Here is an 822-nt window from a genome sequence, read left to right as displayed (position 1 = left end):
GATCTCCCACAGCCGCGGATCGTTGCGGCGCTGGGTGAGCGTGGCCCAGTCGACGACGTTGAGATCGACCTTGAAGCCGGCACGTTTGAGCTGCTCGGCCATCAGCAGCGACATGTTGTAGTGGAAGTCGTACTGGCGGCTGGTGAGCACGCGGATCGGCTCGCCCTTGTAGCCGGCCTTGGCCGCAGCGTCCTTCGCCTTGGTGGCGTTGCGCTGGTTGTACTGGTCGGCACCGGCGGTCGAGTAGAACGGCGAGCCCTTGGGGAAGTGGTTGGCCTCAGCCACGAAGAAACGCGTGTCGCCGAAGCCGGCCGCGAGCATCTCGCCCTGGCCCATCGCGGTCTGCAGGGCCTGGCGCACGGCCTGGTTGGCGAGCGCGCCCTCCTTGGTGTTGAAGACCACCAGCGGAAAACCGAACGCGGGCGTGATGATCGGCAGCGTCTTGCCACTGGCTTTTTCCAGCCGCGGCAGGGCTTCCACCGGCAGCAGGTCGGCAAAGTCGTACTGGCCCGCGAGCGCACCTTCGACGCGTGTGCTGGCGTTGGGCACGGGCACGAAGCGCAACTCTTCGATGACCGCTTCGCGCTTGCCGCCATAGCCGCTCGCAGGCTCCTTGCGTGCGCTGTACTTGTCGAAGCGCGTGAGCAGCACGAACTGGTCGGGGCGACGTTCCTTGAACTTGTAGGGGCCGGTGCCGACGAAGTCTTTGAGCGGCGAGGCCATTGATTCCTTGGCCATCATCGCGGCCGTGCCATTGCTGGGCAGTGCCAGTTGCGAGAGAAGCGGTGCGTACGGCGCCTTCAGCACGATCTCCACGCCCAG

1 protein-coding gene is annotated in these 822 nt (G+C 65.7%); it reads right to left on the bottom strand.

All coding sequences use genetic code 11. From position 1 onward, the window contains the following. Window positions 1–822 (bottom strand): ABC transporter substrate-binding protein (locus ASD34_RS04365; protein WP_235509969.1); only part of this gene is annotated, 822 nt, incomplete at both ends.

It is taken from the genome of Variovorax sp. Root473 (assembly GCF_001426505.1).
Lineage (GTDB): Bacteria > Pseudomonadota > Gammaproteobacteria > Burkholderiales > Burkholderiaceae_C > Variovorax.
The sequence above is the reverse complement of the archived record's forward strand: the minus strand, read 5'-3'. Positions and strand labels throughout refer to the sequence as shown.